Source organism: Pseudomonas sp. PAMC25584 (assembly GCF_058135675.1).
In genome coordinates, this window is the sequence record NZ_CM176870.1 from 2386782 (window position 1) to 2407818 (window position 21037).

The following is a 21037-nucleotide window of genomic DNA, read 5'->3' on the forward strand; positions in this document are numbered from 1 at the left end:
CGGCTTACCTCGCATTGCTCGCGCCAACCGGGGATTCCGGCTGAAGTTTCAGGTAGAAGTAGAACAGCACCAGCGTGATGAAGATCAGCAACGCGGCACCGGCACTGGCCAGGCCCCAATTGAGGAACGATTGCACCTGCTGGATGATGAACTCGGGCAGCATCATGTTCTGCGCACCGCCGAGCAGCGCCGGGGTGACGTAGTAACCGAGGGACATCACGAACACCATCAACCCGCCGGAAAACAACCCCGGCCGGCACAGCGGCAGGAACACCCGGAAGAAGTTGGTCCACGGGCTCGCGCCGCAGATGGAGCCGGCCTGCAGGATCATCGGGTCGATGGCCTGCATGGTCGCCTGCAACGGCAGCACGATGAACGGGATCATGATGTAGCTCATGCCGATCACCACACCGGTGAGGTTATGCACCATCTCCAGGGGCACATCGATGATGCCCAGGGCCATCAGCGCCTTGTTGATGACCCCGGAGGCTTGCAGCAATACCAGCCAGGAATAGGTGCGGGCCAGCAGGCTGGTCCACATCGACAGCAGCACGATATTCAAGATCCAGCGGCCCCAGCCGCGTGGCACCAGGGTAATCGCCCAGGCCAGCGGGAAGCCCAGCAACAGGCTGAACAGGGTCACCAGGCCCGCCACCGAAAAGGTGTTGAGCATTACCCGGGCATAGGCCGAGTTGGCGAACAGCTGTTCATAGTTGCCCAGGCCCGGCACCGGTTCCAGTACACCGCGCAGCAACAGCCCGATCAGCGGTGCGAGGAAGAACAGGCCGAGGAACAGCAGGGCCGGGATCAGGTTGCCCGCCCCCCGCCAGCGCTGGGCCAGGGACGGCGCTACGGTTTTGCTGCAAACCGCGCCGGCAGCGCCGAGGGCGCTCCCGGTCGGTGTGGTTGCCGTCATTTTCATTTGACTAGCCATTCATTCCACCGTGTCGCAATGGCCGAACCGTTCTTGGCCCAGTAGGCGAAATCGAGGGTGATCTGGTCCTTGGCATACGCCGTCGGCAGGTTGGACGCCAGGACTGAATCCAGGCGCTGCACGCTGTCGATATTCACCGGTGCATAGGCGGTCAGGTTGGAGAAATCGGCCTGACCCTTGGCGCTGCTGGCACTGGCCAGGAACTTCATCGCGGCGGCTTTGTTTTTGGTGCCCTTAGGCACGACGAGGATGTCGGCCATGACCAGGTTCTGCTTCCAGCTCACGCCCACCGGTGCGCCATCTTCCTGCAGGGCGTGGATGCGACCGTTCCAGAACTGGCCCATGCTGACTTCGCCGGAGGCCAGTAGTTGCTGCGACTGCGCACCACCGCCCCACCAGACAATGTCTTTTTTGAGGGTGTCGAGTTTCTTGAAGGCGCGGTCCAGGTCCAGGGGGTAGAGCTTGTCGGCCGGTACGCCGTCGGCCAGCAGGGCCAGTTCGAGCACGCCAGGGCTGGGCCATTTGTAGAGGGCGCGTTTGCCGGGGTAGGTCTTGGTGTCGAACAGCGCGGTCCAATCCTGGGGTTTGCCGGCGCCGAGTTTGCTTTCGTTGTAGCCCAGCACAAAGGAGAAGAAGAACGAGCCGACGCCATGGTCGGAGACGAAGCGTGGGTCGATCTTGTCGCGCTGGATTACCGAGAAGTCCAGGGGTTCGAGCAGGCCTTCGGCGGCGGCGCGCAAGGCGAAGTCGGCCTCGACATCCACCACGTCCCACTGCACGTTGCCGCTTTCGACCATGGCCTTGAGCTTGCCGTAGTCGGTCGGGCCGTCCTGTACAACGGTGATGCCGCTGGCCTTGCTGAAAGGGTCGGCCCACGCCTGCTTCTGCGCATCCTGGGTGCTACCGCCCCAGCTCACGAAATTCACGCTTTCGGCCGCCAGGGCCGCGTGACTGGCCGTAGCCAATAAACCCGCGAACAGCACAGCGGTTGCACGTTTGTTCAACACCATTTTCACGCCCTCATTTGTTTTGTTATTGAGCGGGCTTGGTAATGCCCGCCTATCGGGAGCAGTAGGTCCATCCGAGCCTCTAATCGAGACCCAAAAGGCGACCGTGCCAAGGGCTGTTATTGGTGCTGTCCCTGGCGGGCGCACTTGGCGAAAGCGTTCGGTCTATGGAATATCATATTATGGTATTCCAAACTTTGTGCAAGCATTTTGCCTTACCGGTTATCCGTCATTCGGTGAAGGGAATGCTCTCGACGACCTCCAGGTCGTAGCCGGTCAGCCCAGCGTATTTCAGGGGCGGGCCGAGGTGACGCAACTTGCCGACGCCCAGATCCTGCAATATCTGCGCCCCGGTGCCGACTTCCGAATAAATCCGCGACTGCGAACGGTTGAACTGGCGCGGTGCCTGGGTCAGTTGCGGTACGCGCTCCAGCAGCGCCTGGGACGATTCATGATTGGCCAGCACCACCACCACGCCACGGCCTTCGGCCGCGACGCGTTGCAGGGCGGCCCACAGCGTCCAGTTGGACGGACCGTTGTACTCGGCGCCGACCAGGTCGCGCAGCGGGTCGATCACATGCACGCGCACCAGCGTAGGTTCATCGCGGCGCAACGGGCCCATCACCATGGCCATGTGTACGCCACCGTCGATGCGGTCTTCAAAGGTAATCAGGCGGAACGTGCCATGCACCGTGGGCAGGTCGCGTTCGCCAATGCGCACCACGGTGCGTTCGGTGCTGAGGCGGTAGTGAATCAGGTCGGCGATAGTGCCAATCTTGATCCCATGCTTGCGCGCGAAGATCTCCAGGTCAGGCCGGCGGGCCATGGTGCCGTCGTCGTTCATCACTTCGACGATCACCGAGGCCGGTGTATGCCCGGCCAGGCGGGCCAGGTCACAGCCGGCTTCGGTGTGGCCGGCGCGGGTCAGCACGCCGCCATCTTTGGCGCGCAACGGAAAGATATGCCCCGGCTGCACGATATCGGCAGGCCCCGCGTTGACGTCCACGGCCGCCGCCACCGTGCGTGCGCGGTCAGCGGCAGAGATCCCGGTGGTCACGCCGCTGGCCGCTTCGATGGACACGGTAAACGCGGTGCTGAACGCGCTGCCATTGCTCGGCACCATCTGCTCCAGGCCCAGGCGCTGGCAGTGTTCGTCGGTGAGGGTCAGGCAGATCAGGCCACGGGCTTCGCGGGCCATGAAACTGATAGTCTCGGCGGTGCAGCACGCTGCTGGCAGCAGCAGGTCGCCTTCGTTTTCCCGATCTTCGTCGTCCACCAGGAGCACCATCTTGCCTTGGCGGTAGTCTTCGATGATGTCTGCGATGCTGTTGAAGGACATGTTGGGTGCTCGATTTATTGGTTGTATGTATTATGGTATACCACAAAACCAGGCAAGAGGATGTCACGATGAAGGCCTATTGGATTGCCCATGTAGATGTGTCCGATGCAGAGCAGTACACGCAGTACACCCAGCGCGCCCCGGCGGCGTTTGCGAAGTTTGGCGGGCGGTTTCTGGCCCGGGGCGGGCGCAGCGAAGCGATGGAAGGCGGGCCGGCACGGCAGCGTAACGTGGTGATTGAGTTCGATAGCTACGAGCAGGCGGTGGCGTGTTACGAATCCGCCGAATATCAGGCGGCGAAGGCCCACCGTGAGGGCGTGGGGCAGGCGCAGATCATCATCGTGGAAGGGCTGGCACCCTAGTTTTTTCAAGTGTAAATCGATTCAAATGTGGGAGGGGGCTTGCTCCCGATAGCGGTGTGTCAGCCAACGGCGATGTTGAATGTGCCATTGCAATCGGGGGCAAGCTGAACTGGCCTAATGATTTTGGACACTTCAATCGGGCGCTATGATGGCGCCCAAATCTGAGGTGTTTGGATATGCGTAAATCTTATTCGAGTGAGTTCAAACTCAAGGCGGCCAGCATGGTGCTGGACGAGGGGCAGTCGGTTCCCGACGTCTGTGCCAGTCTGGATATTGGCCCGACTGCGTTGCGCCGCTGGGTCGATCAGGTTCGCAAAGAGCGGCTGGGCTCGACTCCGATTGGCGCCAAGGCTATTACCGCCGATCAACGAGAGATTCAGCAGCTCAAAGCGTTACTCAGGCAAAAAGACCTGGACATCGAAATCCTAAAAAAGGCCAGTGCTCTCTTGCTGTTGGACGCCAAAGATCATTCACGTTGATCTGTGAGCTGGACGAGCAGTACGGCGTTAACAATTGCTGTCGGGCGTTCGATGTTAACCGCAGCAGTTTTTACGCCTGGCGTCAGCGCCAAGGCAAGGTGAAACCTGAGCGGGAAAAGCTCAAAGCCGCCCTGGTCGAGCATCACAAGGAGTCCAGAGCATCTGCTGGATCGCGTACTTTAGCTAAGGAACTGCAAGCCAAGGGGCATCGCGTCGGGCGGTACATGGCGCGTAGCCTGATGCGTGAAGCGGGCGTCATCAGTCGTCAACGCCGGCGGCATAAGTACAAATCATCCGGCGTGGAAGCGCTGGTAGCGCCGCATGTGCTCAAGCGCCAGTTTGATGTCACAGCGATCAACCAGGTGTGGTGTGGCGATGTGACGTATATCAAAGTCGGCAAGCGCTGGATGTATTTCGCGGCAGTTCTGGATCTGTTCGCTCGCCGGATTGTGGGGTGGTCGTTTTCGATGATTTCCGATGCCACGCTGACCTGCGAAGCGTTGCGAATGGCGGTCGAGTTGCGAGGCCGTCCAAAAGAGGTGCTGTTTCACTCCGACCAAGGCTGTCAGTACACCAGCCACAAATTCAGGAATGAAATGCGCAAGCATGGACTCCTGCAAAGCATGAGTCGCAAAGGTGAGTGCTGGGACAACGCCCCGATGGAGCGTTTCTTTGGGAGCCTTAAATCAGAATGGGTACCAGAAGATGGCTACAGCTCAGAGCATGAAGCCCGAGTGGATTTGCAGCGTTATTTGATGCGTTACAACAACGTCAGGCTCCACAGCTACAACGGCTACCGGTCGCCGGTAGCTATGGAGAAACTGGCGGCGTGAAACCTTAACTGGTGTCCAAAATTAGTTGACCAGTTCAAGCCCCCTCCCACATTGGGTTCGGTGGTGTGGATTAGGCTGCGTTGCAGCGCCCTGGTTTCGACGGTGAGCAGGGCTGATTCGTGGCTGAATAAACGCGCTTCAAACTGTGGGAGGGGGCTTGCTCCCGATAGCGGTGTGTCAGCCAACGACGATGTTGAATGTGCCATTGCCATCGGGGGCAAGCCCCCTCCCACATTGGGTTCGGTGGTGTGGATTAGGCTGCGTTGCAGCGCCCTGGTTTCGACGGTGAGCAGGGCTGATTCGTGGCTGAATAAACGCGCTTCAAACTGTGGGAGGGGCTTGCCCCCCGATAGCGGCGTGTCAGTCAACGACGATGTTGAATATGCCATTGCCATCGGGGGCAAGCCCCCTCCCACATTGGGTTCGGTGGTGTGGAGTAGGCTGCGTTGCAGCGCCCTGGTTTCGACAATGAGCAGGGCTGATTCGTGGCTGAATAAACGCGCTTCAAACTGTGGGAGGGGGCTTGCCCCCGATAGCGGTGTGTCAGCCAACGACGATGTTGAATATGCCATTGCCATCGGGGGCAAGCCCCCTCCCACATTGGGTTCGGTGGTGTGGAGTAGGCTGCGTTGCAGCGCCCTGGTTTCGGGGATGAGCAGGGCTGATTCGTGGCTGAATAAACGCGCTTCAAACTGTGGGAGGGGGCTTGCTCCCGATGGCGGTGTGTCAGTCAACGACGATGTTGAATGTGCCACTGCAATCGGGGGCAAGCCCCCTCCCACCGTTTGAACCGAGTTCAGTTTGAATATCAGCGGATGAAATGGATCTTGCCGCTGTCGTCATTGCCGATGTAGATGCCATACACCCCGGCCTGGCGTTCCTCGATATAGCGTTCGAGGATCTGCCGGATCGCCGGGTAGTAGATGCTGTCCCAGGGAATGTCCTCGGGCGCGAAGAACTGATAGTCGAGGGTTTCCGGCCCGAACTGGCCGGTGATCTCCAGCGCAATGGCGCGGAAGATGATGTACACCTCGCTGATCTTCGGCACGCTGAAGATCGAGTAGGGCGAGAGGATCTCCGCGCGCACGCCGCTTTCTTCCCAGACTTCGCGCAACGCCGCTTGTTCAGTGGTCTCGCCACCTTCCATGAAACCGGCCGGCAGCGTCCAGGTGCCGGGGCGCGGTGGGATCGCCCGTTGGCACAGCAGGTACTTGCCGTCCTGCTCGATGATGCAGCCGGCGATGATCTTGGGATTGATGTAGTGGATATAGCCGCAACCGCGGCACATCAGGCGCTCATGCGTATCGCCCGGTGGCAGCTGGTGACCGAGGTCACTGCCGCCGCATGTGGGGCAAAAGCTTGGCCTGAACACGGTCAGTGACCTATACGCGGTTCTTTGAGGGCGATGGGCAGGGTGATCTCGGGGATCTTGCCGGTCTCTTCCTGTTTGCGCTTGAGGTAGTCCAGGGCCACGGCGGCTGCCGCGCGCACGTGGTCGACGCAGGCCTGGTGGGCGGCGAGCGGGTCGCCGCTCTTGATCGCCTGGACCATGCGTTCCATTTCCTGATTGCTGGTGCCGCGACGGTTTGCCTGGGACACCGACGTGGCGCGCAGGTAGCTGATGCGCGCCTGCAACTGACGCAACTGGGTGGCGGCCACGTGGTTGCCGGAGCCTTCAAGCAACACGTCGTAGAAACCCTGCACCGAATCGATGACCTGTTGCAGTTCGCCGTCCTTGAGGGCCTTGCGGTTTTCCTCCAGGGCTTTTTCCAGGGCCTTGATGTCCTTGGCCTTGGCGCGCAGGGTGAACAGCTGCACGATCAAGCCTTCGAGCACGCAGCGCAGCTCATAGATGTCGACGGCGTCGGCCAGGGTAATGATCGCCACCTGGGGGCCCTTGGCATCGGCGAATTCCACCAGGCCTTCGGACTCCAGGTGACGCAAGGCTTCGCGCACCGAGGTGCGGCTGACGCCGAGGCGGTCGCACAGGTCGCGCTCCACCAGGCGGTCACCCGGCAGCAGCTGGAAGTTCATGATGGCGCTGCGCAGTTTCTCCAGCACGATTTCGCGCAGGGTGATCGGGTTGTGATTGACCTTGAAGCTGTCGTCGAGTGGCAGGCGTTTCATGGGGGCTGCTCTGAATGGGACGGTTAACGGGAGGCCTCGGCATCGGCTTCGGCGAAGGCTTCCCGGGCCAGCCGGAAGCTGTCCACGGCGGCGGGAACCCCGCAATAGATGCCGACCTGAAGCAGAATTTCGCGTATTTGTTCACGACTTAGCCCGTTACGCAAGGCGCCGCGCACATGCAGCTTGAGCTCATGGGGCCGATTGAGGGCCGAAATCATCGCCAAGTTTATCATGCTGCGTTCTTTAAGCGACAAACCCTCCCGGCCCCACACATGGCCCCAGCAGTATTCGGTGACCATCTCCTGCAGGGGGCGGGTGAAGTCGTCGGCGTTCTCGATCGAACGCTGCACGTAGGCCTCGCCCAGCACCTGGGTGCGGATCTTCAGCCCCTGCTCATACTTTGCGTTGCTCATTGCACACAGCTCCTCAGGCCAGGGTGGGCAGGGGGCCCAGCTTGCCTTTGTGATAGATCATCGGCGTGACCGGTTGCGCGGGCAGGATCAGGTTCTTCACGGCGCCGACGATGATCGCGTGATCGCCGCCGTCATACTCGCGCCACAGCTCGCACTCGATGATCGCCGTGGCGTTGGCCAGCAGCGGGTTGCCCAGCTCGCTCAAGTGCCACTCGATGCCCTTGGCTTTTTCCTTGCCTTTGCTGGCGAAGGCGTAGGCTTCGGCGGTCTGGTCGGCGGACAGCAAGTGAATCGCAAAGCGCTTACTGTCACGCAGGATCGGGTAGGTGTCCGATGCATAGTTGGGGCAGAACAGCACCAGGGCCGGGTCGATCGACAGCGCGCTGAACGCGCTGGCGGTGATGCCGACGATGCCGCCGTCCGGGTCGAGGGTGGTGACCACCGTGACCCCGGACGGGAACGAGCTCATGACGTCTTTGTATATGCCGGGTTCGATCATGGTTGTGGACTCTTAACGCATCACAAAGGGATCAGGCATGGGCGCCTGGGAGAGGTTGATCCACACCGTCTTCAGCTCGGTGTAGGCCAGCACCGAATCGATGCCGCTTTCGCGTCCGTAGCCGCTGTTCTTGAAACCGCCGATGGGGGCCATGGCCGAGACCGCGCGGTAGGTGTTGACCCAGATGATCCCTGAACGCACATCGCGCGCCAGGCGGTGGGCGCGCCCGAGGTCGCGGGTCCAGATGCCGGCAGCGAGGCCGAACTGCGAGTCGTTGGCGATGGCCAGTGCTTCGGCTTCGTCCTTGAAACGGATGACCGAGGCCACCGGCCCGAACACTTCCTCTTGCATGATCTTCATCGAGTTGCGGTCGCACTCGAACAGCGTCGGCTCATAGAACCAGCCTTCGCCAAGGTTCTGCGGGCGTTTGCCACCGGTGCGCAGGCGCGCGCCTTCGGCGATGGCGTCCGCCACCAGGCCTTCGACCACGGCCAGTTGCTGCGCGGTGGCCATGGGGCCCATTTCGCTGGCGTCGTCTTGCGGGTTGCCGATGCGAATGCGTTGGGCGCGCGCTACCAGGCGCTCAACGAATTCGTCGTAGATAGCGTCCTGCACCAGCAGGCGCGAACCGGAGACGCAACTCTGCCCGGATGCCGCGTAGATGCCGGCGATTGCACCATTGATGGCGCTGTCGAGGTCGGCGTCGGCAAAAATGATATTCGGCGACTTGCCGCCCAGTTCCAGGGAGAGTTTGGCGAAGTTCTCCGCGCTGCTGCGCACCACATGCCTTGCCGTGGCCGCGCCGCCGGTAAAGGCGATCTTGCGCACCAGCGGGTGGCGGGTGAGGGCGGCGCCGGTGCTGGGGCCAAAGCCTGTGACCACGTTGACCACGCCCGCTGGAATGCCGGCTTCGAGGGCCAGGCGCGCCAGTTCCAGGACGGTCGCCGAGGCATGTTCCGAGGGCTTGATCACGATGGTATTGCCCGCCGCCAGGGCCGGCGCGAGCTTGATCGCCGTCAGGTACAGCGGGCTGTTCCACGGAATGATCGCGGCAACTACACCCATGGGTTCATGCACGGTGTAGGCGAACAGGTCTGGCTTGTCCAACGGCAGGGTGCCGCCTTCGAGCTTGTCGGCCAGGCCGGCGGTATAGTGGAAAAACTCCGGCAGGTAGCTGACCTGACCACGGGTTTCGCGGATCAGCTTGCCGTTGTCGCGGCTTTCCAACTGGGCCAGTTGTTCCTTGTTCTCCGCGATCAGGTCACCCAGGCGGCGCAGCAGTTTGCCCCGCGCGGTAGCCGTGAGGCCACGCCAGGCGGGGCTGTCGAAGGCGCTTTGCGCGGCCTGTACGGCGCGCTCCACGTCGGCTTCGTCGGCGTCGGGCAGTTGCGCCCAGGGTTCGGCCAGGGCTGGGTTGAGGCTGTCGAAGGTCTTGCCGGACAGGGCATCGACCCATTCACCGCCGATGCACATCTGGAAGCGTGCGAGTGTCATGCAACGATCCCCTTAATGGGAGTGTTTTGGGCGTACACCGTGTCGAGGAACCCCAGCAGCAACTGGTTGACCAGGCGCGGTGACTCTACCGGCATCATATGCCGTTGCTCGGCCAGCACCGCAACGGTGGCGCCGGGAATACGATCGGCCAGTTGCCGGGCCATGTCCGGGGTCGAGCCGGGGTCGAGTTCGCCGGTGGCGACCAGGGTCGGTGCGCGCAACCCCGCGAGGTCGTCGGCACGGTACATGTCCTGGGTCGCAAACAGTTCATAGGTGGTCAGGTAACCCTGGGGGTCGTTGCCCGCCAGGGTTTCACGCAGCGCGGCGATCTGCGCCGGGTTGGCCGCCTGGTATTCACGGCTGAACCAGCGCGACAGTGCGGCTTCGGCATTCGCGTCCGGGCCGTGTTCGGCGGCCTGGGCGGTACGTGCGATCACGCCGGCACGCTGTTCAGGGCTGCGGTTGAACACACTGTTGAGTACGACCAGGCCCCGCAGGCGCTCGGGGTAATGCAAGGCAAACGCCCGTGCGACCAGGCCGCCCATGGAAAAGCCGATCACGCTGGCCTGGGGCAGTTGCAGGTGGTCGAGCAGTTCCAGCAACTGGTCGGCATAGCCGAGCAGCGGGGTGTCGGCGGCCGGGCGCGGGCTGGCGCCATGGCCGAGCATGTCATAGGTGATCACGCGGTAATTCGTGGCCAGGCCAACGACTTGCCCGCCCCACATTTCTTTATTCAGGCCCACGCCGTGGATCAAAACCACAGGCTGGCCTTGGCCGGTCGCCAGATAACTGGTGCCAGCCGGGGTGCGTTCAGCGGTGAGCCGAATCATGGAGCGCTCCTGCATGCTTTTTGTTGGGGGGCCGGTCTTGCTTACTGGGCTTTTTCAGCCGCCAGCTCTTCCAGGTCGATATAACGGTTGCCGATGCGCGGATGCAGGCGGCCGCCATCGGCGCAACCGAGTACCACGACGATTTCGTCGGCACGCGGCGCATCTTCGATCTGCATTTCCAGGGTGATGTAGTGCGAACGCAGGCCTTCGTCGTCCTTGTGCATCATCGGGATCTGGATCGACGTGCCCGGGCCGCCGCGCTTGTTGGTAAAGCTCAGGTAGCTCTTGGCCTTGACCGCCTCACGGTAATGGTTGCCGAAGCGCAGGGTATGGATGATCGCGCTGGCATGTTCGATCTCGCCGTCGGCACCGACCACTGCCGCCTTGCCGTAGGCCTCGATTTTTTCCGCACCGCCGATGATGCCCACCAGGCGCTCGACCATCAGCGCGCCGAGGTCGGAGCAGTTGGCACGGATCTCAGGCTTGAGGTCTTCGACGAAACCACGACCCAGCCAAGGGTTTTTCAGCACCACGGCCAGGCCGACCATGGTCACCGGAGTGTCCGAGGCTTTGCCGCCTTCGATAAAGGTTTCTTCTACGTAGCTGACGATCTTGCGGATTTCGAAACTCATGGGCTGCTCCGTCTGGTGTGAGAGGTCTGCGTATGATGGTATACCATAATACGAGAATCGCAATAGACGTCAGCGCGTTCGAATGATCAGCGGTTGTGCGCCGGCCTCATCTGCGGATGCGGACATTGTCGCCAAGCTGGCGGGGTGTGCTGGAGTGTGCAGATGTACCTCAAGGCGACCGGCTGCGCGGCTGAGCTCAAGGTGGAGGCTTGCGTGGGGTAAGCGGCAGAGGCGGTGAGTGGCTCACCGCCTTGCATTGGCGGGGGTTAGAACTTGAAGCGGCCTACCAGGCCCTTGAGCTGACCGGAAATATCCGTCAGGCGGCCAGAGCCGGTCTGCGCCGAGTGGGCAAAGTCTTCCACTAGCTGGGCATCGGCATGGATCTGCGCGATGTGCCGGTTGATCTGTTCGGCGACCTGATGCTGTTCCTCGGCGGCGGTGGCGATTTGGGTGTTCTGGTCGCGGATCGAGTCCACCGAGCCTTGGATCTTGTCGAAGCTGTCGCGGGCCTGTTGGATGCGTTCCACACTGGTTTGCGATACCTGCAGGCTGCCCTGCATCTGCAGGGTGACTTCCTGGGTGCGGCGCGCGAGGTTGCCGAGCAGGCTGTCGATTTCGCCGGTGGAGTCGGCGGTGCGGCGGGCTAGGGCGCGGACTTCGTCGGCGACCACCGCAAAACCTCGGCCCTGGTCACCGGCGCGCGCGGCTTCAATCGCCGCGTTGAGCGCCAGCAGGTTGGTCTGTTCCGCGATCGAGCGGATGGTGTCGAGGATGGTGTTGATGTTCTTGCTGTCCTGCTCCAGCAACTGCATGGTCTGGGTCGATCTTTGCAGTTCTTCGCTCAATTTGAGCACGCTGCCGGTGGCTTCGCCGATGTGCTGCTGGCCGTCATGCACGTCGCGGTAGCCTTCGTCGGCACTCGACGCGGCGGCGCTGCAGGAGCGTGCGACCTCGTTAGCGGTGGCGAGCATTTCGTTGAACGCGGTGCTCACCAGTTCCACGGCTTCACGCTGGCGGCCTGCGGCCTGGTTCAAGTTGTTGGCCACTTCGCGGGTGTCGGCGGCAGCGGTTTGCAGGTCGGATGAAGCACTGCCGATGCGTTGCACCAACTGGGCGATCATGCCCAGGAACTGGTTGAACCAACCGGCCAGGCTGGCGGTTTCGTCCTTGCCTTGCACCTTGAGTTGACGCGTGAGGTCGCCTTCACCTTCGGCGATTTCTTGCAGGCCGTCGGCGACGCCGCGAATCGGGCGCACGATCATGCTGGCGAAGCTGGCGCCGACAATCGCGAAGACCACGGCGAGTACCGCTGCAATGGCCGCGATCAGCCAGGTCAGACGCGTGGCGTCGGCCATCACTTCGTCGCGCTTGATCAGGCCGATAAAGCGCCAGCCCAAGTCTTTGGAACTGACCACGTTGGCCATGTAGGCCACGCCATCGATATCGACTTGGGTCACCCCGTCACCGCGCTTGGCCAGTTCGGCGTAGTTGGTGCCGAGTTCGGCCATCGGCTTGAAGTTGTGCTTGGCATCACTGGGGTCCACCAGCACGTTGCCGTTGGCTTCCACCAGCATCAGGTAGCCGCTGTCGCCCAGCTTGATGTTGCGCACCAGCTCGGTGAGCTGCTTGAGCGAGACGTCCAGGCCGACCACGCCGAGCAGGGTGCCGCCGGCGTCGACCACGGTGTGGACCGTGCCGATCAGCACCACATCGTCCGGCGCCCAGTAGTAGGCCCCGGTCCGCACGGTGGTGCCCGGTGCGGCCACGGCGGCTTTGTACCAGGGGCGCACGCGCGGGTCGTAGTTGTTCAGTTTGGTGTCGTCAGGCCAGCTCGCATACCCGCCGTCGCTCAGGCCCAGGGACAGGTAGGCGGTGCTCGGATGGCTTTTGGCGAACTGCTCGAATATCGCCAGCAGCTCTTTATTGGTCGGTGTCAGCGCGATTTGCGCGGCGTCGGCACCGGCGTAGCTCTTCAGCTCCTTGGCCGCGACAATGCGCGGGTCCTTGGCCACGTACTCGACGTTTTGGCTGATGCCGTCAAAGAACTGCTTCATGCCGTTATCGATCTGACGGATCTCGCGGCCACTGCTGTCGAGGAAATTGGCCAAAGCCGCCTCGCGCAGGTTCAGCACCACCAGCACCGCCACCAAAATAACTGGCAGGCACGCGATGGCCGCAAACGCCCAGGTCAGCTTTTGCTTGATATTCATGACTTCTCCCGCGGGTATTTATAGTTTTGGCAAGGGGAAAACAGTAGCGTCGCATGTGTTTTTATGAGGGGTGCGGCCATGCGTACCCCTTATATCGACCGCCGGGGCACGCACTTGAGGCCCTGGGTGCGTTCAGCCGATACGGTCGCCGCCCAGCGCATCGCGCTGCATCGACTGCAGGTTCTTCTCGATGGTCTCGCAGATGGATTCCATCTGGATCTGATGTTCGCTGGAGTGAAACGGGCTTTGCAGGTCGGTGCCGATGCGTTCGATGGCCAGCAGCATGAAGCCCACCACCGTGGACGCCAGCGGGGTGAACCAGCCCAGGGCTTCCACCAGGCCCACCGGTACGATCAGGCAAAATAGCGAAATGAACAGGCGCGGGAAATACACGTAAGGGTAGGGCAGCGGTGTATTGGCGATGCGTTCCATGCCGCCCTGAGCGTTGGACAAATCCACCAAGGTCGACTCCAGCCGCGCCAGGCGAATACTGTCCAGGCGCCCGGCCTTGTACTCCTTGGCCAGCAGCGCCGCCGAGCCGGTGAGGATGTCATTGGCAAAGTTGTTGGTGGCGCCGTTGCGCGCAAATTCCTCGGCCGGGATAAACGCCCGCACCTCATCGGGGCACGGCAGGCCCTTGAGATGGGAGGCCAGGCAGTTCACGTAGGCCACATGGCGGCGCAGCAGGGTGGCCTTGACCGGGTTCGCGTCGCTGCCAAGGTCATCCAGCAGCGTCAGCACCTGCCGCGCGAAGCTGCGGGAATTGTTAACCATGGCGCCCCATAAGGTGCGCGCTTCCCACCAGCGGTTGTAGGCACTGCTGTTACGAAAACTGATCAGCACCACCAGCGCTGAGCCGAGCAAGGTCAGGGGCATCAGCGGCAGGTTGATCTTGGCGGTGAGAAACAGCATGAAGTCCACGGTGACGGCGACGTCCCACAGCAACAGCCAGAACAGGGCCCAGCCGACATACCCCATGGTTTTGATGATCAGGCGGTATTTTTCGATGATGGCGGCTTTCAAACGGAGACCTCGCGGCGAGCGATAAGCAACAGTGCCTAAGCTCGGACGGTGGTTTGCGGTGAAAGGTTCGCGGTCAAGGATGGTGCAGGCTGAATCGTTTCTCAGTGCTGAGCCAAAATGCTCGCCAGCAACCCAGGAAAGCGCGCCTCAAGCACATCCGCGCGCAGCGAATTCATATGAGTGGTGCCGACGCTGCGGGTGTGGACCAGCCCGGCATCGCGCAGCACGCGAAAGTGGTGGGACATGCTGGATTTCGGTCTCCCGCCGTCCAGTTCGCCGCAGGTGGCCTCGGGTACGCCGGCCAGGCAGCGGACGATTTCCAGGCGCACCGAGTCGCTCAAGGCGTAGAGCACGCGTTCGAGGGTCAGGTCTTGCTGGGCGGGGTGTTTGAAGGCTCGCATAAAACAAATGATAACAGGGCTGGCGTTGAATACCATAGTTCGAATACCATCGAACTATCGAATCATTCACGTGCCCCTGGAGGTTCCCGATGGCTGCTTTGTTTAAACCCTACACACTTAAAGACGTGACCTTGCGCAACCGCATCGCGATCCCGCCGATGTGTCAGTACATGGCCAACGACGGTATCGTTAACGACTGGCACCACGTTCACCTGGCCAGCATGGCCCGTGGCGGCGCCGGTTTGCTGGTGGTTGAAGCCACCGCAGTGTCCCCTGAAGGCCGTATCACCCCCGGTTGCGCGGGTATCTGGAGCGACGCCCACGCCCAGGCGTTCGTGCCGATGGTCAAGGCCATCAAGGCAGCAGGCGCGGTGCCGGGCATTCAGATCGCCCATGCCGGTCGTAAGGCCAGTGCCAACCGCCCGTGGGAAGGCGACGACCATATGCCGGCTTCCGATGCGCGCAGTTGGGAAACCCTCGCGCCGTCGGCCATTGCGTTCGGCGCCAACCTGCCTAACGTGCCGCGCGCCATGACCCTGGACGACATCGCTCGCGTGCGCCAGGATTTCGTCGACGCCGCCCGCCGTGCCCGCGACGCCGGTTTTGAATGGATCGAACTGCACTTTGCCCACGGCTACCTGGCCCAGAGCTTTTTCTCCGAGCATTCCAACCAGCGTACCGATGCCTACGGCGGCAGCTTCGATAATCGCAGCCGTTTCCTCCTGGAAACCCTGGCTGCTGTGCGTGAGGTCTGGCCGGAAAACTTGCCGTTGACCGCGCGTTTCGGCGTGATCGAATACGACGGCCGTGACGAGCAGACCCTGACCGAATCCATCGAGTTGGCCCGTCGCTTCAAGGCCGGTGGCCTGGACCTGCTGAGCGTCAGCGTCGGCTTCACCATTCCCGACACCCAGATCCCGTGGGGCCCGGCGTTCCTGGGGCCGATCGCTGAGCGCGTGCGCCGCGAAGCCGGTATTCCGGTCACGTCGGCGTGGGGGTTTGGCACGCCGCAACTGGCGGAAGGTGCGTTGCAGGCCGGGCAGGTGGACTTGGTCTCGGTGGGGCGTGCGCATCTGGCTGATCCGCATTGGGCGTACTTTGCCGCCAAGGAGCTGGGGGTAGAGAAAGCGTCCTGGACCTTGCCTGCGCCGTATGCCCATTGGTTGGAACGCTATCGCTGAGGTAGCCGCTCAGCAAGACCTGTGGGAGATGTTGAGCCCCGGCGAGGCGCGATAGTGGTGGGTCAGGCAGCAACAATGCTGGCAGAACCACCGTCATCGAAGCCTCGCTGGGGCTCGACATCTCCCACATTTGATCTCCAGGGCTGACAGAAAGTGTTCCTGCGCCCCCACCTTGTGGGCGCCGTCGAGCCCCACATTTGATCTTCATGGCTGTCGAACGAGGGTGGGGCTTACAACGGCGTCAGCACATTCATCACCGTATCCAGCGCTACCCGCGTGTCGTCCAGTTGCACCAGCGAAGCATGCCGGGCGCCGAGGGCGTCGCGGTTCTGGATCGCGGTGAGGATCGCCTTGTGGCGGGGCAGGCTCAGGCCCTGGATATCCGGGCGGCGGTTGGTGATATTGATCGACTCACGCAGCGGCAGCGACAGCATGTTGCACATGTACGCCAGCAGGTCGTTGCGCGTGGCGTCGGCAATGGCGCGGTGAAAGTCCAGGTCGGCCTGCAGCAGCGCCTCGTGGGTCTGCGCGGTTTCCATGCCGAGGTAGGCTTTTTCGATGGTGGTGATGTCTTCGTCGGTGGCCGTGGTCGCGGCCATGGCGGCGATTTCCGGTTCGAGGATGCGCCGCACACCGGCCAGGGTGTTGAAAAACTCGCTATGGGGCGTGGACTGCATCAACCAGGACAGTACGTCCGGGTCGAGCAGGTGCCATTTCAGCCGTGGCCGCACCACTGCGCCCACCCGTGGCTTGGAGTACACCAGGCCCTTGGCGCTGAGCACTCGCGTGGCCTCACGCAACACCGAGCGGCTGACCTTGTACTCCTCGCAGAGCGTGGCCTCCATGGGCAGTCTTTCTTCCGGCTTGAAGCGGCCGGAAACGATGTGCATGCCCAAGTCCTGGACGATCTGGGCATGCATGCTCTTGCGCGGCTTGGACGGCTGGTGATCCATAACGACAGGGATGCTCTGGCTAAATAGGCGGCATCATAGCATCCCAATTAGTGGGAATGACGCGGGACTTCGGCCCCACGGCAACCCACCAGGAAATCGAAGTCGCACCCCTGGTCCGCCTGCAGCACGTGGTCGATGTACAGTTGGCGATAGCCGCCGACGATCAGCTTCTGCGGGGGTTTCAGGTCGGCCATGCGCGCCGCCAGCTCGGCGTCGGGGATGTCCAGGTGCAAGCGCCCGTTGGCGCAGTCGAGTTCGATCCAGTCACCTTCCTGCACCGTGGCCAACGGCCCGCCGGCAGCCGCTTCCGGTGCCACATGCAAGACCACCGTGCCATATGCCGTGCCGCTCATGCGCGCATCGGAAATCCGCACCATGTCGGTCACGCCCTGGGCCAGCAGCTTGGCCGGCAGGCCCATGTTGCCGACTTCGGCCATGCCCGGGTAACCCTTGGGCCCGCAGTTCTTCATGACCAGGATCGAGTTGGCGTCGACGTCCAGGTCCGGGTCGTTGATGCGCGCCTTGTACATGTCGAAATCCTCGAACACCACGGCGCGGCCACGGTGCTGCATCAGCGTCGGGCTGGCGGCCGACGGCTTGAGCACCGCGCCCAGCGGGGCGAGGTTGCCGCGCAGTACACAGATGCCGCCGTCGGCGCGGATCGGGTTGTCGAGGGTGCGGATCACTTCGTCCTGGCCGTAGATCGGCGAATCCTTGGTGTTCTCGCCCAACGACTTGCCGTTCACGGTCAAGGCATTCGGGTGCGGGATCAGGTTGGCTTCACCGAGACGGCGCAGCACCGCCGGCAGGCCGCCAGCGTAGTAGAACTCTTCCATCAAGAAACGCCCGGACGGTTGCAGGTCGACGATGGTCGGCATGCCGCGCCCGATGCGCGTCCAGTCGTCCAGATCGAGCTCGACACCGATGCGTCCGGCGATGGCTTTGAGGTGGATCACCGCATTGGTCGAACCGCCGATGGCCGCATTCACGCGGATCGCATTTTCAAAGGCTTCCTTGGTGAGGATCTTCGACAGCTTCAAGTCTTCGCGCACCATCTCCACCGCGCGCATGCCGGACATATGCGCCAGCACATAACGTCGCGCATCCACCGCCGGGATTGCCGCGTTGTGCGGCAGCGACGTGCCGAGTGCCTCGGCCATGCAGGCCATGGTCGACGCGGTGCCCATGGTGTTGCAGGTGCCCGCCGAACGCGACATGCCGCCCTCGGCCGCGAGGAAGTCATCCAGGGTGATGGTGCCGGCCTTGACCTGTTCGCTGAGCTGCCATACCACCGTGCCCGAGCCGATGTCCTGGCCCTTGTGTTTGCCGTTGAGCATCGGCCCGCCAGTGACCACGATGGCCGGCACGTCGCAACTGGCCGCGCCCATCAGCAGCGCCGGGGTGGTCTTGTCGCAGCCGGTCAGCAACACCACGCCGTCGATGGGGTTGCCGCGAATTGCTTCCTCCACGTCCATGCTCGCCAGGTTGCGCGTGAGCATGGCGGTGGGGCGCAGGTTCGATTCGCCATTGGAGAACACCGGGAATTCCACGGGGAAGCCGCCGGCCTCGATCACGCCACGCTTGACGTGCTCGGCGATCTGGCGGAAGTGGGCGTTGCACGGGGTCAGCTCGGACCAGGTGTTGCAGATACCGATGATCGGTTTGCCGTGGAACTGATGGTCGGCGATGCCCTGGTTCTTCATCCAGCTGCGGTACATGAAGCCGTTCTTGTCGGCGGTACCAAACCACTGGGCGGAGCGCAGGCCAGGTTTTTTATCGGACATGATGGTTTCTCTTATTGTATGACTATATGTTCTCTATGAAGCTAAACATAAGCGCAAAATGTTCGGTTTGGAAGTGTTGTTTCGCAAATAGTACTACTATATAGTCAATCTCAACTGAGGTATGGCCCTGGCGGATTTTCGCGAGAGGCGTCCCCCGAGCTTCTATAAAAACAACAATCGGAGATCGACCCCATGAGCCAGGAACTGCGGCTTATACGGCGCATCACGCTGAAACTGATTCCCTTCCTCGTCCTGCTGTACCTGATCGCCTACGTGGACCGCTCCGCCGTGGGGTTCGCCAAGCTGCACATGGGCGCCGACGTCGGCATCGGTGATGCGGCCTACGGCTTTGGCGCAGGCCTGTTCTTCATTGGCTATTTCCTGTTCGAGATCCCCAGCAACCTGATGCTCGATCGCTTCGGCGCACGGCGCTGGTTCGCACGGATCATGATCACCTGGGGCACCATCACCATCGGCATGGCGTTCGTGCAGGGGCCGCAGAGCTTCTATGTGATGCGCTTTCTGCTCGGCGCGGCCGAGGCCGGGTTCTTCCCCGGCGTTCTGTACTACATCACCCAGTGGTTCCCGGTGCGCCATCGCGGCAAGATCCTCGGGCTGTTTATCCTCTCGCAACCGATCGCAATGATGATCACCGGCCCGGTCTCCGGCGGCCTGTTGGGCATGGACGGCACCCTCGGGCTGCACGGCTGGCAATGGCTGTTCATCGTCATCGGCACCCCGGCGATCCTGCTCACCTGGCCGGTGCTGCGCTACCTGCCGGACGGCCCCAAGCAGGTCAACTGGATGAGCGAAGACGAAAAAGCCTGGCTCACCGGCGAACTGGCCAAGGACCTGCAAGCCTACGGCCAGACCCGCCACGGCAATCCGCTGCATGCCCTCAAGGACAAGCGCGTGTTGCTGCTGGCGCTGTTCTACTTGCCGGTGACCCTGAGCATCTACGGGTTGGGCCTGTGGCTGCCGACGCTGATCAAGCAGTTCGGCGGCACGGACCTGGTCACCGGCTTTGTGTCGGCGGTGCCGTATATCTTCGGGATCATCGGGCTGTTGATCATCCCGCGCAGTTCCGACCGTTTGAACGATCGCTACGGCCACCTGGCGGTGCTCTACGTACTGGGTGCCATCGGCTTGTTCTTCAGTGCCTGGCTGAGTGTGCCGGTGCTGCAAATGGCGGCGCTGTGCCTGGCGGCGTTCGCGATGTTTTCTTGCACTGCGGTGTTCTGGACCCTGCCCGGGCGGTTTTTTGCCGGGGCGAGCGCGGCAGCGGGGATTGCCTTGATCAATTCGGTGGGCAACCTCGGCGGCTATATCGGCCCGTTCGTGATCGGCGCGCTCAAGGAATACACCGGCAACCTGGCCTCGGGCTTGTACTTCCTGTCCGCAGTGATGGTGTTCGGCTTGCTACTGACCGGCGTGGTCTACCGTCTGCTGGAGCGCAAGCATGTGCTGCCGGCTGACCAATTCGCTGCGAGCGCCCGTGGCGCCACGCGTACTTAATCGATTATCAGGAGAAGCGGCATGCGTTTAGTTCAGTTCGAGTTGCGCAACGGTGAGCGTCGGGTCGGCGTGGTGGAGGGTAGCCAGGTGCGCGAAGTGCTCAGCGCGCACAGCGTGCGCGAGTTGGCGCTGGCCGCGATCGAAGCGGGCGTGGGCCTCGCTCAGCAGGTGCAGAGCCTCGGCCTGGGCGACAGTCACACCTACGCCGAGCTGCTCGCCGACCTGAAGATCCTGCCACCGCTGGACCACCCGGACCCGGCCCATATGCTGATCAGTGGCACCGGCCTGACCCACCTGGGCAGCGCGTCGGCGCGGGACAAGATGCACCAGCAGGGCGGTGACGACAGCGCGCTGACCGACACCATGCGCATCTTCAAATGGGGCGTGGAGGGCGGCAAACCGGCGGCCGGCCAGGCGGGCGTGCAACCGGAGTGGTTCTACAAGGGCGACGGCAGCATCGTCGTGCGCCCCGGCGCCGCGTTCCCGGTGCCTCCTTTTGCCGAAGACGCCGGCGAAGAGCCGGAGATCGGCGGGCTGTATGTGATCGGCCACGACCGCAAGCCCTATCGCGTGGGTTTCGCGGTGGGCAACGAGTTCTCCGACCACGTGATGGAACGCAAGAACTACCTGTACCTGGCCCATTCCAAACTGCGCAGTTGCAGCTACGGCCCGGAGTTGCGCGTGGGCGAGTTACCGCAGCATCTGGCCGGTACCAGCCGCATCCTGCGCAACGGCGAAGTGATCTGGCAGAACGAATTCCTCAGTGGCGAGGCCAATATGTGCCACAGCCTGGAAAACCTTGAGTACCACCACTTCAAATACAGCCAGTTCCTCAAACCTGGCGATGTACACATTCATTTCTTCGGCACCGCGACCCTGTCATTCGCCGACGGTATACGTACCCAACCGGGCGATGTGTTCGAGATCAGCCAGGCCGAGTTCGGCGCGCCGCTGGTCAATCGTGTCGGCAGTGCTAACGCCGTCTTCGCACCCGGCGCCGTCATCACCCTTTAAAGGAGAG

Annotated in this window: 20 protein-coding genes and 2 pseudogenes; 6 read left to right on the top strand and 16 right to left on the bottom strand. The window is 62.3% G+C overall.

The window, feature by feature from the left end:
* Positions 1–4 precede the first annotated feature (4 nt).
* From ACS5Q8_RS11110 to ribBA, 3 genes are all read right to left on the bottom strand, one after another.
* Positions 5–922, bottom strand: a complete 918-nt coding sequence (locus ACS5Q8_RS11110) for an ABC transporter permease (RefSeq protein ID WP_426101177.1) — start codon at positions 920–922, stop codon at positions 5–7.
* Positions 919–1944, bottom strand: a complete 1026-nt coding sequence (locus tag ACS5Q8_RS11115) for an ABC transporter substrate-binding protein (RefSeq protein WP_426101179.1) — start codon at positions 1942–1944, stop codon at positions 919–921. The genes ACS5Q8_RS11110 and ACS5Q8_RS11115 overlap by 4 nt, the downstream gene beginning before the upstream one ends.
* Positions 1945–2170: 226 nt before the next feature.
* Positions 2171–3280: a bifunctional 3,4-dihydroxy-2-butanone-4-phosphate synthase/GTP cyclohydrolase II gene (gene ribBA, locus ACS5Q8_RS11120; RefSeq protein ID WP_426101181.1), complete on the bottom strand. Its 1110-nt coding sequence runs from the start codon at positions 3278–3280 to the stop codon at positions 2171–2173.
* 68 nt (positions 3281–3348) lie between these two features.
* Between ribBA and ACS5Q8_RS11125 the strand changes: the two genes are divergently transcribed.
* The 3 genes from ACS5Q8_RS11125 (at position 3349) to ACS5Q8_RS11135 (ending at position 4954) form a co-directional block, all read left to right on the top strand.
* Positions 3349–3642, top strand: coding sequence for a DUF1330 domain-containing protein (locus ACS5Q8_RS11125; protein ID WP_247407894.1), 294 nt, complete (start codon positions 3349–3351; stop codon positions 3640–3642).
* A gap of 176 nt (positions 3643–3818) precedes the next feature.
* A complete protein-coding gene (locus ACS5Q8_RS11130) occupies positions 3819–4121 on the top strand; it encodes a transposase (protein WP_276193552.1) in 303 nt (100 codons plus the stop codon).
* The gene (locus ACS5Q8_RS11135) at positions 4118–4954 is read left to right on the top strand and encodes an IS3 family transposase (protein WP_465159146.1); all 837 of its coding nucleotides are present in this window, start codon (positions 4118–4120) and stop codon (positions 4952–4954) included. Before ACS5Q8_RS11130 ends, ACS5Q8_RS11135 begins: the two co-directional genes overlap by 4 nt.
* Before the next feature lie 808 nt (positions 4955–5762).
* On the opposite strand, the gene ACS5Q8_RS11140 is transcribed toward ACS5Q8_RS11135, so the two are convergent.
* The 11 genes and pseudogenes from ACS5Q8_RS11140 to ACS5Q8_RS11190 form a co-directional block, all read right to left on the bottom strand.
* Entirely contained in the window at positions 5763–6326 is a 564-nt protein-coding gene (locus tag ACS5Q8_RS11140) for an NUDIX hydrolase (RefSeq protein ID WP_276193550.1), read from the bottom strand.
* A gap of 2 nt (positions 6327–6328) precedes the next feature.
* Positions 6329–7081, bottom strand: a complete 753-nt coding sequence (locus tag ACS5Q8_RS11145; RefSeq protein ID WP_276193549.1) for a GntR family transcriptional regulator — start codon at positions 7079–7081, stop codon at positions 6329–6331.
* Positions 7082–7104: 23 nt separating this feature from the next.
* Positions 7105–7494 carry a carboxymuconolactone decarboxylase family protein gene (locus tag ACS5Q8_RS11150; RefSeq protein WP_247407889.1) on the bottom strand — a complete coding sequence of 130 codons (390 nt, stop codon included), beginning with the start codon at positions 7492–7494 and terminating at the stop codon, positions 7105–7107.
* Positions 7495–7507: 13 nt separating this feature from the next.
* Positions 7508–7993: a flavin reductase family protein gene (locus ACS5Q8_RS11155; RefSeq protein WP_426101183.1), complete on the bottom strand. Its 486-nt coding sequence runs from the start codon at positions 7991–7993 to the stop codon at positions 7508–7510.
* 12 nt (positions 7994–8005) lie between these two features.
* Positions 8006–9487, bottom strand: a complete 1482-nt coding sequence (locus ACS5Q8_RS11160) for an aldehyde dehydrogenase (protein WP_276193547.1) — start codon at positions 9485–9487, stop codon at positions 8006–8008.
* A complete protein-coding gene (locus tag ACS5Q8_RS11165) occupies positions 9484–10317 on the bottom strand; it encodes an alpha/beta fold hydrolase (RefSeq protein WP_276193546.1) in 834 nt (277 codons plus the stop codon). Before ACS5Q8_RS11165 ends, ACS5Q8_RS11160 begins: the two co-directional genes overlap by 4 nt.
* Before the next feature lie 41 nt (positions 10318–10358).
* Positions 10359–10949: an amino acid synthesis family protein gene (locus ACS5Q8_RS11170; protein WP_065905755.1), complete on the bottom strand. Its 591-nt coding sequence runs from the start codon at positions 10947–10949 to the stop codon at positions 10359–10361.
* 266 nt (positions 10950–11215) lie between these two features.
* Positions 11216–11752 (bottom strand): annotated as a pseudogene (locus ACS5Q8_RS11175) (methyl-accepting chemotaxis protein); the annotation flags it as partial.
* A gap of 324 nt (positions 11753–12076) precedes the next feature.
* Positions 12077–13159 (bottom strand): annotated as a pseudogene (locus ACS5Q8_RS11180) (HAMP domain-containing protein); the annotation flags it as partial.
* 132 nt (positions 13160–13291) lie between these two features.
* The gene (locus ACS5Q8_RS11185; RefSeq protein ID WP_276193544.1) at positions 13292–14182 is read right to left on the bottom strand and encodes a bestrophin family protein; all 891 of its coding nucleotides are present in this window, start codon (positions 14180–14182) and stop codon (positions 13292–13294) included.
* A 101-nt stretch (positions 14183–14283) separates the two neighbouring features.
* A complete protein-coding gene (locus ACS5Q8_RS11190) occupies positions 14284–14583 on the bottom strand; it encodes an ArsR/SmtB family transcription factor (RefSeq protein ID WP_443695935.1) in 300 nt (99 codons plus the stop codon).
* Between the two features lie 89 nt (positions 14584–14672).
* Between ACS5Q8_RS11190 and ACS5Q8_RS11195 the strand changes: the two genes are divergently transcribed.
* Positions 14673–15764 (top strand): NADH:flavin oxidoreductase/NADH oxidase, encoded by a 1092-nt coding sequence (locus tag ACS5Q8_RS11195; RefSeq protein WP_443695934.1) that lies wholly within the window; start codon positions 14673–14675, stop codon positions 15762–15764.
* 230 nt (positions 15765–15994) lie between these two features.
* Here ACS5Q8_RS11195 and ACS5Q8_RS11200 read toward each other — a convergent pair whose 3' ends face one another.
* Both ACS5Q8_RS11200 and ACS5Q8_RS11205 read right to left on the bottom strand, forming a co-directional pair.
* Entirely contained in the window at positions 15995–16717 is a 723-nt protein-coding gene (locus tag ACS5Q8_RS11200) for a FadR/GntR family transcriptional regulator (RefSeq protein ID WP_426101193.1), read from the bottom strand.
* A 47-nt stretch (positions 16718–16764) separates the two neighbouring features.
* Positions 16765–18501: an IlvD/Edd family dehydratase gene (locus ACS5Q8_RS11205; RefSeq protein ID WP_253394940.1), complete on the bottom strand. Its 1737-nt coding sequence runs from the start codon at positions 18499–18501 to the stop codon at positions 16765–16767.
* 192 nt (positions 18502–18693) lie between these two features.
* On the opposite strand from ACS5Q8_RS11205, the gene ACS5Q8_RS11210 reads away from it, so the two are divergent.
* Positions 18694–20016, top strand: coding sequence for an MFS transporter (locus ACS5Q8_RS11210; RefSeq protein WP_426101195.1), 1323 nt, complete (start codon positions 18694–18696; stop codon positions 20014–20016).
* 21 nt (positions 20017–20037) lie between these two features.
* Positions 20038–21030, top strand: coding sequence for an AraD1 family protein (gene araD1, locus ACS5Q8_RS11215; protein ID WP_465160184.1), 993 nt, complete (start codon positions 20038–20040; stop codon positions 21028–21030).
* Positions 21031–21037: the final 7 nt, after the last annotated feature.

Excerpts from the sequence above, each read along its gene's own strand:
- ACS5Q8_RS11110 (WP_426101177.1), bottom strand. The coding sequence starts at position 922 with ATGAAAATGACGGCAACCACACCGACCGGGAGCGCCCTCGGCGCTGCC.
- ACS5Q8_RS11115 (WP_426101179.1), bottom strand. The coding sequence starts at position 1,944 with ATGGTGTTGAACAAACGTGCAACCGCTGTGCTGTTCGCGGGTTTATTG.
- ribBA (WP_426101181.1), bottom strand. The coding sequence starts at position 3,280 with ATGTCCTTCAACAGCATCGCAGACATCATCGAAGACTACCGCCAAGGC.
- ACS5Q8_RS11125 (WP_247407894.1), top strand. The coding sequence starts at position 3,349 with ATGAAGGCCTATTGGATTGCCCATGTAGATGTGTCCGATGCAGAGCAG.
- ACS5Q8_RS11130 (WP_276193552.1), top strand. The coding sequence starts at position 3,819 with ATGCGTAAATCTTATTCGAGTGAGTTCAAACTCAAGGCGGCCAGCATG.
- ACS5Q8_RS11145 (WP_276193549.1), bottom strand. The coding sequence starts at position 7,081 with ATGAAACGCCTGCCACTCGACGACAGCTTCAAGGTCAATCACAACCCG.
- ACS5Q8_RS11150 (WP_247407889.1), bottom strand. The coding sequence starts at position 7,494 with ATGAGCAACGCAAAGTATGAGCAGGGGCTGAAGATCCGCACCCAGGTG.
- ACS5Q8_RS11155 (WP_426101183.1), bottom strand. The coding sequence starts at position 7,993 with ATGATCGAACCCGGCATATACAAAGACGTCATGAGCTCGTTCCCGTCC.
- ACS5Q8_RS11160 (WP_276193547.1), bottom strand. The coding sequence starts at position 9,487 with ATGACACTCGCACGCTTCCAGATGTGCATCGGCGGTGAATGGGTCGAT.
- ACS5Q8_RS11165 (WP_276193546.1), bottom strand. The coding sequence starts at position 10,317 with ATGATTCGGCTCACCGCTGAACGCACCCCGGCTGGCACCAGTTATCTG.
- ACS5Q8_RS11170 (WP_065905755.1), bottom strand. The coding sequence starts at position 10,949 with ATGAGTTTCGAAATCCGCAAGATCGTCAGCTACGTAGAAGAAACCTTT.
- ACS5Q8_RS11190 (WP_443695935.1), bottom strand. The coding sequence starts at position 14,583 with ATGCGAGCCTTCAAACACCCCGCCCAGCAAGACCTGACCCTCGAACGC.
- ACS5Q8_RS11195 (WP_443695934.1), top strand. The coding sequence starts at position 14,673 with ATGGCTGCTTTGTTTAAACCCTACACACTTAAAGACGTGACCTTGCGC.
- ACS5Q8_RS11200 (WP_426101193.1), bottom strand. The coding sequence starts at position 16,717 with ATGGATCACCAGCCGTCCAAGCCGCGCAAGAGCATGCATGCCCAGATC.
- ACS5Q8_RS11205 (WP_253394940.1), bottom strand. The coding sequence starts at position 18,501 with ATGTCCGATAAAAAACCTGGCCTGCGCTCCGCCCAGTGGTTTGGTACC.
- ACS5Q8_RS11210 (WP_426101195.1), top strand. The coding sequence starts at position 18,694 with ATGAGCCAGGAACTGCGGCTTATACGGCGCATCACGCTGAAACTGATT.
- araD1 (WP_465160184.1), top strand. The coding sequence starts at position 20,038 with ATGCGTTTAGTTCAGTTCGAGTTGCGCAACGGTGAGCGTCGGGTCGGC.